This window comes from Prevotella sp. MGM2 (genome assembly GCF_002933955.1).
Classification (GTDB): Bacteria; Bacteroidota; Bacteroidia; order Bacteroidales; family Bacteroidaceae; genus Alloprevotella.
The window spans coordinates 1-10,508 of the sequence record NZ_BEWW01000319.1 but is presented as its reverse complement, the minus strand read 5'-3'; the positions used below and the strand labels follow the sequence as shown (position 1 = coordinate 10,508).

The 10,508-nt window shown below is 51.4% G+C and carries 7 protein-coding genes; 2 read left to right on the top strand and 5 right to left on the bottom strand.

What is annotated here, in order from left to right; genetic code table 11:
* Nucleotides 1–236 precede the first annotated feature (236 nt).
* Entirely contained in the window at nucleotides 237–2,303 is a 2,067-nt protein-coding gene (locus tag C5S62_RS12190; protein WP_190311589.1) for a tetratricopeptide repeat protein, read from the top strand.
* Nucleotides 2,304–2,437: 134 nt separating this feature from the next.
* A complete protein-coding gene (locus tag C5S62_RS12185; protein WP_104405653.1) occupies nucleotides 2,438–3,214 on the top strand; it encodes a LytTR family DNA-binding domain-containing protein in 777 nt (258 codons plus the stop codon).
* 239 nt (nucleotides 3,215–3,453) lie between these two features.
* Here the strand turns inward: C5S62_RS12185 and C5S62_RS12180 are convergent, their stop codons facing one another.
* The 5 genes from C5S62_RS12180 to asnA form a co-directional block, all read right to left on the bottom strand.
* The gene (locus tag C5S62_RS12180) at nucleotides 3,454–3,909 is read right to left on the bottom strand and encodes a YhcH/YjgK/YiaL family protein (protein WP_104405652.1); all 456 of its coding nucleotides are present in this window, start codon (nucleotides 3,907–3,909) and stop codon (nucleotides 3,454–3,456) included.
* Nucleotides 3,910–4,039: 130 nt separating this feature from the next.
* Nucleotides 4,040–5,221 carry an AGE family epimerase/isomerase gene (locus tag C5S62_RS12175; RefSeq protein ID WP_104405651.1) on the bottom strand — a complete coding sequence of 394 codons (1,182 nt, stop codon included), beginning with the start codon at nucleotides 5,219–5,221 and terminating at the stop codon, nucleotides 4,040–4,042.
* Nucleotides 5,222–5,257: 36 nt separating this feature from the next.
* Nucleotides 5,258–7,933, bottom strand: coding sequence for a cyclically-permuted mutarotase family protein (locus C5S62_RS12170; protein ID WP_104405654.1), 2,676 nt, complete (start codon nucleotides 7,931–7,933; stop codon nucleotides 5,258–5,260).
* Between the two features lie 81 nt (nucleotides 7,934–8,014).
* Entirely contained in the window at nucleotides 8,015–8,932 is a 918-nt protein-coding gene (locus C5S62_RS12165) for a dihydrodipicolinate synthase family protein (RefSeq protein WP_104405650.1), read from the bottom strand.
* A 151-nt stretch (nucleotides 8,933–9,083) separates the two neighbouring features.
* Entirely contained in the window at nucleotides 9,084–10,121 is a 1,038-nt protein-coding gene (asnA, locus tag C5S62_RS12160; RefSeq protein ID WP_104405649.1) for an aspartate--ammonia ligase, read from the bottom strand.
* Nucleotides 10,122–10,508: the final 387 nt, after the last annotated feature.

Genomic DNA, 10,508 nt, shown 5'->3' with positions numbered 1-10,508 from the left:
AGGAGGTCCCGCTTGGCTGTTACAAAGATACGATATTTTCCGCCGGAAAGCAAATTGTGTTAAAATACGTCCTCACTGCCGTACAACTTGCCCGGAAGGAACAAATCGCAGGAGAGATAAAGTTTAAGAAACAGAAAAAAGCGATGCTCTTGAAAACATATTCCATATTATGTGCCGTATATCGACACATAATTATCGGAGTATTGTTAACTTTGCACAATAAAGATTTTCAAAAAATGCGAAGAAAACAAAACAATATATTCAGCGGAAAAAACCGGCAACGGCTGTTACTGGCAGGCTTGTTGCTCATAGCGGCCACCGTTGCGGGCACCTTCTCCCTGTGCCGGCCTGAGGAGGGACCAAACCGGTGCCAGGCTACGGCGGAACACGCTGACAGCCTCATCCGCCAGCGCCTGAACGAGCTATACACCGATCCGGCCAGCACCGAACGGCAACTGACTGCGCTGGCCGACTCCTTGCGCCACGACACAGTGGCATGGCTGCGCGTAATGCTCTTCCGCAGTGTGGCGGAACGGCGTCAGGGCAAGGCCGAAGCTCCCATGAAGGCCTGGAAGCTCGTAGACACATGGTGCCGGCAACATCCGCAGGACCGTGGCCCCCTGCTAGGCACGGCCTGGCTGCAACGGGGTGTGGAAATGATGGAGGCAGGCCGGTTTGACACAGCCCTCGTTTGCCTGAAACAGGCTGTGCCGCTGCTTGCCAAGGGGGCGCCGGTGACCGACCGCATTAACGGTTACATTAATCTGGCCGACACGGAATTCACACTGGGACGGCCGGCAGCGGCCGCCGAAGCTTATCACGAAGCCCACCTGCTGGCCGATTCGGCCGGACGCCACCGCGACCTGATGGCGGTAAGAGCGGGACTGGGACTGGTATACATACAACTGGAAAACTACAAGGAGGCCGACCGCTACCTCAACGAGGCCGCACAGTTTCTCCACTCCGAAACGGTGCCGGGGCAAATGTTCTTCCACATCACGCGCGGCAACAGCCTTTTCTTTCAAAAACGTTATGATGAGGCTCTGGCTGCTTTCAGTGAGGCGCGTGCCCTGGCTGAAAGAATGAACAGCGCACCGCATCTGGCCATCTGCAACGGCAACATAGGCGAAACATTGCTCATGGCCGGACAAACGGACAAAGCGGAGGCCTACATCCGCGACGGCGCGGCCTTTGCCGAAGCTCATCCCGATGCCGATCCCTCGCTGCGCTTCTACGTGGGCAGCCTGGCCGGCCATCTGGCACTGACTCAGGGACACACCGAAGAGGCCGGTCGCCTGCTGCGAAAGGCCGACACTCTGCCGGTTATGGTGCCGCGCTACAGGATACGCCATTACGAACGCCTGCAACACTATGCCGAGAAACGCGGACAGTGGCGCGAGGCGCTGCACTACCTGACGCTGGCCAAGAACTGCGATGACTCTCTGCGCAATTTACAAGTAATCAACAATATTACCGAAATGGAGAACCGTTATCGCCGCGACACAACGCTGCTCCACCAGCAGGTGGTCATAGCCGGCTATGAGGCCAAGACATCGCGGCAACGGGCTTATCTGTTCGGCTTCGCACTCCTTTTCGTAGGTATCGTTCTGGTGGCGTCTGTCCTAGTTGTGGCAATGAAGCGCCGTAACGAGCGCCGTTACCGCCGGCAGCTGAAACAGGTGACCCAACTGCGCATGAACATCGTCCGCAACCGCATGCAGCCGCACTATCTGTTTAACGTTTTAGGAACCATATTGCCGAAATTCCGCGCCTACTCCGAACTGTCCCCTACGCTGGAACTGCTCATCGACGTATTGCGGAGCAACCTGCTGTTGTCCGACAAGGCCGTCGTTTCCCTGGCCGAAGAACGCGTCATGGTGGAGCGTTTCGTAGCGCTCCACCACGCGACTTGCGGCAGCCGGCCGGCGGTGGAATGGCACGTATCGGCAGAGGTGTGTCCGGCTATGCCCGTACCGGCCATGTGCCTGCAAATTCCTGTGGAGAATGCCCTGAAACATGCTTTCGGAACACTCACGGCGGAAAGCCGCATAGACATAACGGCACGCATTGAGTCCGAAGCCCTGCACCTGACGATAACGGACAACGGCGACGGTTTCCATCCCGGACAGACGGTATCCACCGGCCGCGACACCGGATCGGGGCTGCGCATACTGGCACGCACTTTCGAGTTGCTTAATTCGCGCAACGGACGGGCAGCGCAATTTCACATAAAGAACCTGCAGGCGCCGGAACACGGCACGCGGGTGGAGTTTGTCATTCCCGAGGGATACCGCTTTGAATAACTGGGTTCGTAAAATAAAAAGTCACCATATAAGCGCCTATTTCTGCCATTTGAACAGAAATACCGCCACTTGAACGGGTACCCTCTCGAAAGGCCGTTATTTAAGTTTGAAAAAATAGTAATTTTGCGGAAAATATGAGGAAGAATTCACATAAGCACCTGATCAGTGCTTTTGTCATCGACGATGAGAAAGGGCCGCTGGAAACGTTGGCCGATGACTTGAGAAAACAGCCGGAAGTGAGGGAAGTGCACACCTTTTCTTCTTATTCCGATGCGGCCTTGCCGCTCATGGAACTGCAGCCTGATGTAGTGTTTCTCGACGTGGAGGTTCCCGGGAAAAGCGGTCTGGACTTTCTGGAATCTATCAGGCCACGCTTATCGTTCACATTCCACGCGGTCTTCTACACCGGCTACAGCCATTACATGCTTGAGGCCATACGCTTGTCGGCATTCGACTTTCTGCTGAAACCATACAAGGTGGAAGAACTGCGCAAGATCATTGAACGCATGATGCACAACAACGGAACGGCCTCACGGCTGCCGGGCAACGATCTGACAATAGGCGGAGAAATGTCGCGCAAACTGGCGCTGCAAACGGTGAAAGAACTGTTGTTGCTACGCATCAACGAAATACTGATGGCGCAATATGACCGTGGCATGCGGACGTGGCAGCTCATCCTCACGGACCAGAGTGTGCACCGGCTTCCGTCAGGCACTTCGGCCGGCGACCTGCTGGCACTCACGCCGGAACTTGTACGCATTGATTCCGGCTGCATTGTCAATCTGACCTATTTGGCCGCCGTGGAAAACAACACGCGCCGATGCCGGCTGTGTCCGCCCTACGATACGGTGGAACTGACTGCCAGCAGGCGGTATTTCTGCAAACTTAAAGAACGTTTTGAATGGTATTAGCGCTTAAGAATAAAGCCCATGCCTCCCTGTGAAGGGGGACCGTCCCAAATCTTATATCCGCAATTCCAGTCATGTTATATTTTCAGGATAAAGATTTGGGACTTTTTCTATGTCATGCGGTCAGGTTGCGACAACCGACAGGCCGCAAAAGATGCGCCGGACAATCTTGGAGATGAATTGTCCGGCGCATTCTTTCTATGAATGTCTGGCTTATAAATAAAAGGATGGAGAAAACCGGACTATTCAGTCAGTTTCACTTTAGCAATGAGCTTGCGAAGTTTTCCCCGCCCTATAATGGGGGCATGGGCATCCTCAGGATAAACGATGAGAAACTCGCCGGGACGGACCGTGACATAGGTTGAAGCCGGTGAGGTATAAAGCGCATAATCGGCTTCCACATCAAAAGGGACGTCAGGAGCTGCGCTCAGGCTGGAGAGCGCACGCCATCCTATAATCTCGTCACCACTCAAGGGGATGTGTACGTCCAAATAAGCTTGGTGCACTTCGAGTTTTTGAGAATCGGCAGAAAGCAATTCGGCATCGGCCACATTAATGAACAGATCGTTGCCAAGGATTTCTATACGTCCCGCAGGAACGGCAGACAAATCATTGCTCTTCACATAATCGAAGAGTGTTTTAAGCAAAGGATGAAGGACTTCTATCCGCGCGCTTTCTGAAAGTGAGGAAAGTATCATTAGTCTTATTATTTAGTCGACAAAAAGTATATGAACACCAGCACTGGCAGACAAGAAAGGCACAAACACTCTGGACCCTAAAAGAACAATGATCATCCCTGTCGGTATCTTGTCCGCCACAAAAAAACTCTTATTCTTTTTTGGCTAGTTCCTCCAATAATTGCCAGCACTGGAAAAGACCGCGGGGCACGTGGAAACAGCCTTTCCATTTGCCGCCCTTAAGCGGAAGAAGCACTTCTCCACGGCGATTCAGATACCCGAACCATTCGGGATGCTCCTTATCGGCAAAGTGTGACCATGTATAGTCATGGACACGTTTGAACCATTCCAGACACTGCTGGTTTCCGGTCAGCCGATAGCCTTTGAGCATCGTGATAAGTGTCTCAATATGCACCCACCATAGCTTTTGGTCCCACTCAAGCTGCTGCACCGGGCGGCCAAGACGGTCCATAAAATAGAATATGCCGCCAAACTCCTTGTCCCAACCGTATTCCACTTCGTTCAACGCTATCTGTACGGCTTTCTCAATGAGGTCTTGACGGTTAAGGCGTTTGCCTAAATCCATGATAAACCACATGGCTTCGATGGCATGCCCGGGATTGAGCAAACGGCCGTCAAAATTGTCTGCCAATTCATTGTCAGTGCCGAGATGTTCGACAATAAGCCCCAGTTCCGGCCTATAGAACACATCCATTACCTCGTGTACACAAGTATCAATAGTGCGTTTGAGGAAATCGGGATCAAGTAGGGATTCTATTTCCAATGCCACGTTGCAAAGAATCATAGGAAGTGCAAAACTCTTCATGTCACGGGCTCCCGAAGCAGCCTTGTTCCACCGGCCTTTAGGATTATCAACCTTGGAAAGTACAATATCAAACGTGCGCTTGGCTATGTCCGCATACTCAGTATTGCCGGTAGCGATACTGAGTTGTCCGAAAGCTATTACAGCAAAGGTATACGAGAATATATTATACGGTTCCACAAGAGGGTTACCTTCACGGTCGAGAGCAAAATACCAGTTAAGATGACCGTCATGTCCATATTTCTTAAGAAACTCTGCTCCCTGAAGGGCACAGTCAAGCCATTCCTGCTTCTTCTCTACCTTATTATATAAGGTGGCGAACATCCACACCTCACGCCCTTGAAGCCAGATAAATTTATCGGTGTCGAATACCGTACCGTCACGCTCCAGACATGTGAAGTAACCGCCATATTCCAGGTCTTGCGACTTTTCAAGCCAAAATGGAATGACTTTATCCAGTAATTCTGATTTATATTGTTCAGCCAATATTTTGAAATCTGTCTCTTTCATGAATCTATTCTTTTATGTATGAAAATAATCTGAGTATTACTTTTTCAAGGAACTCCACGTCAGGCCATCCTGCCGGTGTTTCTCACGGGTAAAGACCGAAGCCAGAAGAGCTACCGCTACTGAAACGACCATACCCACAGCACCAAATATGAGGAATGATACAGGTGTGAAGTAATTGAGATAGAAGACCACGACTGTTCCAACGACAAATCCGATGAGAGCAGAACGCGCGTTGATACGGGGGAAGAATATGCCCATAATGAAAAGTCCTCCTAATCCGCTTGAAAGCAGTCCGAGAATGGTGTTGAAATAGTCAAGCAGCGACAGTATGTTCCAGGTAGCCATCAATACAGCGAGCAACACACCGATAATACCCGCTATCACACAGGTCCTTCTTGCTACAAGCAACATTTCATGGTCGTCGGACTGCGGTTTGAACTTTTTATAGACGTCAATGGAAAATGCCGTTGACACGGAATTGATATTAGAAGAAATTGTAGACATTGTTGCGGCGAAAATAGCCGCTATGAGCAATCCGGCCAATCCGGCGGGAAGCTGGCTCATCATAAAGAACGGGAAGATGGCATCAGAATTGCTCATAGTATAATCGAGTTCCGACGGATGTGTCTTGAAGAAGGTATAGAGTCCGGTTCCGATGGCATAGAACGCAACAGAAATAAACGCACTCATGATTCCGTTCATCAAAATACCACGGCTGGCACTTTTTTCATCCTTAGTTGTAAGATAACGCTGTATGACTGTCTGATCAGAAGTATAAGAAATCAAATTGTTGGCCAGACCGCCAAGAATAACAATCCAGAAGGTCGCTTTGGTATAGTCGAAACTCCAGTCGAAAAGGCGGAACTTATCATTTTGCAGGGCTATGTCGAAAAATCCGTTCACTCCGCCTTCCGTGTTAAGTATCAGATAGCCGGCTGCCAGCAGTGCGCCGCCAACCAAGATGACTCCCTGTATAACATCGCCCCATATCACTGCTTCTACACCACCCATCGTACAGTAAATAATGGTAACAACTCCCATCAGCACTATACAAGTGTAGATATCGATACCTGTAACGGTAGTCAGCGCCAAGGAAGGAAGATAAAGCACCAATGCCATTCGCGCCACCATAAAGATAATGAAGAGCAGACTGGCCATCAGACGCGTGGTATAGTTAAACCGCCGCTCCAGATATTCGTAAGCACTTGTCACATTAAGCCGTCTGAAGAAAGGCAAGTAGTACTTGATGACCGGGAAGGAAACAATCAGTATGGTGATGAGCATGGGATAATATGTCCAGTCGGTGGCGTATGCCTTTGCCGGAATAGCCATGTAAGTGATGGCGCTCAGCATTGTGGCATAAATACTGATGCCTGCCGCCCACCAAGGGATACGTCCACCGCCTTTGAAGAAATCCTCCGAACTGTTCTCGCGGCGCATAAAATAATACCCCAGAAGAAGCATGCCTAGCAGATAAACGATTAAAACGCTCCAGTTGAGAAGGCCGAAATCGGTACGCGCACCCATTGTCACTACGTTGACATCATCCGCGCGCACTCCCGGTTTCTTTTCACCGTTGACGACAATCCACGAACCGTCATGTTCCACAACTGCTGCGCCGGCACGGGCCAGACAAGGAGAGTGCGACTCTGTGACCCATGTGTCTGTGAGCGTGTGATAAATAATCAGTTCATTGTTAAAATTATACCAGGATTCCGGATGATACATATAATTATACGCCTCCAGTTTCAAGCGCGCAGCTATGTCGGTTTTACCTGCGCGTTCCGCCTCGGCTATGTCTCCCATACGATTGAGCGCGGCAGAAAACACCTCATAGTTCACACCGCCGATAAAGACTATATGCGCGCAGCCGCTGGGCACTGCCACGGCACCGGTCAAGGCCTTAACCGAAGTTGTTCCCTGAGGTATGACAGGCGATGTTTCCGTCCATTCCTGAGTCTGAATATTATAAATCAAACCGTTTCGGTGCACTACGGCTCTTTCTTTTTCCGTAGCCGGAGCATATCCGCCCATAAGATAGAAACAGGGGCCTGTTGCCGCGGTCTGCACTACGGCGACAGGTTGCAGCCGGGCTTTTCCGGGGATATCAGGCAGAGTTTCCCATGTTTTACCACCAGGATATTTCAAGCGGAAGAATTTGCCGGACGGCACACCATCCGTTTGCCCGCCTGCCACATATACATAACCGTTGCCCCAGGCTCCGCTCATGTTGTCCAAGGCTACAGGGAGCGAAGGCAGGGCGGTTGTATGCAGGTTTCCGTCCTTCATGGACAGCATGAATACAGATTTCAGGCTACGGCGTCCGTCGGTTCCGCCGATGCAGACCACACCTTCAGGGGTAGTGACGCTCACGCCGTAGGCTACAGCATGCGGGAGGCTCCCCACTACCCGCCACGTACCTTCATCGGATGACGGATTGTCATAGGCAAAAACGTTGCCGTAATACTGTTTGGCCCCGCCGTCGGTCGCTGCCACGCCGGGGAAGTTGCACCCGCCGGCAACAAGCAACGTTTGCCCGCTCATGCCGGCAAAGGGAGCCGAAACGCCCTGACGACCACTCACTCGGAGCGGCGGCAGCGCGTCATAGGTCACATAATTGTGGTCATTGTCGTTGGGCGGCGTCGTGGCCGGAAGAAAGGCGGGCCACAGGAGGAGGACTGAAAGTAAAAGAAAGAAAACTTTATTCTTCATTGCCGTATTTCTTTTGAGGAGAAAGGGAAAACCGGCACGCATGCAAGGCACAAACCGTTTTTCCCTTCCTCCGTCATGCTTTTATTTATTACATCTTTCAAAAAAGCCGATGGCTTCAAGTTCCGAGCGCATGGCGGTTTCCTCCTCAGCCGTCAGGTTCTGAAAAGGTGTACGGTTAGGACCGAGATCCAGTCCGATCAACTTCATGATGCGTTTTCCTCCGACAATGTTGCCCCGGTAGCGGCAGATCACATCAATGACATCCTGCGAAAAGTTCTGGAGCTTGCGTGCCAGCTCCAAGTCGCCTTTCTGCCAAGCCTCGATAATGCCCGTCAACGCACGTCCGTTGTAGTTGGTCGTCCCCCCAATTCCTCCCTGTGCGCCACCCATGGCCAGGCAGGGCAATATGGTTTCGTCCTGTCCGTGCAGCATGTCGAACTTTCCGTCGGCATAGCGGCGGCAACGGTTGTATTCATAAAGGCTCTCAAAGGTATATTTAATACCAGCGAAATTAGGTATGCGTCCATCGGCAGCCTTAAGAAAATCGAGCATGGAGAGATAAGCGCCGTTAAAAGCCGGAATGTGGTAGTAATAAAATGGAAGAGACGGGGCGCCGGCGGCAATTTCCTCACAATACTTCACCAGTTCTTCCACACGGTTTATCTTCGGAAACGGCGTGGCCATGGCTCCTATGCCCCATGCGCCTGCCTTGGCGGCATGCTCGGCCAGCCGGCGGCTGCTCTTGACACATGTGCTGCCCACGTGTACAATCACCTTGAAGTCTGCATCGGGTTTGGCGCCGATCCACGCTTCTGCCAGTTTCATGCGCTCGTCTTCGGTGAGCATGTAACCTTCGCCCGAGGAGCCGTTGATGAACACGCCTTTCAGGCCGTTTCTCTTCAGCATGGCGGCATAAGCCGGTATGGGAGCGTAATTTACTTCCCCTTCAGAGGTGAAAGGGGTGAAAGGGGCGTCTATAAGTCCTTTTATCTTTTCCATTTTTTATTGATTTAATGTTTTAAGTGCTGTAAAGGTACATTTTTATTGTGAATTGGCGCGAAGTGCCGTAAAAAAAACATTCCGTTCCCTGCAGGCCGCTACCGACTGCAAAGAACGGAAACCTTATTCTTGCTTTCCGGACAGGAGACGCTCAGATGAGCGGAATGCCCAACGCCTCGCACTCCCGCCGCATGTCGTCGGGCCAGATGCTGGCCTGTATTTCACCGATGTGGGCTTTCCGCAGATAGAGCATGCAGAGGCGCGACTGCCCTATTCCGCCACCTACGCTCAGCGGCAGGGTGCCTTCCACCAGCCGGCGGTGGAAATAATATTGCAGCCGGTGTTCCTGCCCGCTCTCACGGAGTTGGTGCAACAGGGCCTGCCGGTCTACGCGAATGCCCATGGATGAAAGTTCAAAGGCACGGCCCAACACGTCGTTCCACACCAGCAAGTCGCCGTTGAGTCCAGGCAAACCGTTTTCGGCCACCGTCGAATAGTCATCATAGTCGGGCGCTCTCAAGTCGTGCGGCCGGCCATCGGCCAAAGCACCTCCTATGCCAATGACAAACACGGCGCCGCGCTCCCTCGTAATGCGGTTTTCGCGCTCTTTGGGTGTGAGATCAGGATAAAGTCGGCGCAACTCTTCGGAATGGATGAAAAAGACCTCCTCGGGCAGCGAGGGCGTAAGTTGCGGAAAACGTTCGCACACCAGAAATTCCGTGCGCAACATGGCTGCATAAATACATTTCACGATGCGTTTGAGAAAAGCGAGCGTGCGGTCCTCGGGGCGGATAGTCCGCTCCCAGTCCCACTGGTCCACGTAGAGTGAATGCAGATTGCCCAACTCCTCATCGGCCCGTATGGCGTTCATGTCGGTGTATATGCCATATCCTTCCGCCACTTCATGGTCGGCCAGCGTGAGGCGTTTCCATTTGGCCAGCGAGTGCACCACTTCCGCCTGGGCGTCGCCAAGATCTTTTATAGGAAAAGTGACGGGGCGTTCCGTACCGCTCAGATCGTCATTGATGCCCAATCCGCGCAACACAAAGAGGGGCCCTGTCACGCGGCGCAGCCGAAGCCCTGTGGCCAAGTTGTCCTGGAAAAAGTCCTTAATGACTTTAATACCCTGCTCCGTGTCATATTTACTAAGGAGCGGTTTGTAGTTTTTTGGATGTATCAGGTAACTCATACTTTCATTTTGATAAAGAATGCGCAAATATACGAATTTTCTGAAAGATTATAGCTATTACGCGAAACTTTATGAAAGATTTTTTCAAACAGCCTATTAACAGAGCAAGCACCTCAAGTGCTCCGTATCGGGAAAACACAACGACTTTAACATATTTAACTTTCCGCAACACTTCGGAGTGTTAAAACATAGGTTGAAAGTAGTGAAGGAGAAAAAGTCCGTATTGGAATTTTAACGCGAATACCTGGAATTTGAATTCGAATACGGGGAATTTTCACGAAAAACAGGGCGGAAAATGGCTGGAATATGCCTCAAAAACACTGAAAAAGCGAGACTTTCCACAAGGAGGTCCCGCTTGGCTGTTACAAAGATACGAAATTTTCCGGC

What these genes read in the sequence shown, in the direction of transcription:
- C5S62_RS12190 (WP_190311589.1), top strand. Translation starts at nt 237, where the DNA reads ATGCGAAGAAAACAAAACAATATATTCAGCGGAAAAAACCGGCAACGG.
- C5S62_RS12185 (WP_104405653.1), top strand. Translation starts at nt 2,438, where the DNA reads ATGAGGAAGAATTCACATAAGCACCTGATCAGTGCTTTTGTCATCGAC.
- C5S62_RS12180 (WP_104405652.1), bottom strand. Translation starts at nt 3,909, where the DNA reads ATGATACTTTCCTCACTTTCAGAAAGCGCGCGGATAGAAGTCCTTCAT.
- C5S62_RS12175 (WP_104405651.1), bottom strand. Translation starts at nt 5,221, where the DNA reads ATGAAAGAGACAGATTTCAAAATATTGGCTGAACAATATAAATCAGAA.
- C5S62_RS12170 (WP_104405654.1), bottom strand. Translation starts at nt 7,933, where the DNA reads ATGAAGAATAAAGTTTTCTTTCTTTTACTTTCAGTCCTCCTCCTGTGG.
- C5S62_RS12165 (WP_104405650.1), bottom strand. Translation starts at nt 8,932, where the DNA reads ATGGAAAAGATAAAAGGACTTATAGACGCCCCTTTCACCCCTTTCACC.
- asnA (WP_104405649.1), bottom strand. Translation starts at nt 10,121, where the DNA reads ATGAGTTACCTGATACATCCAAAAAACTACAAACCGCTCCTTAGTAAA.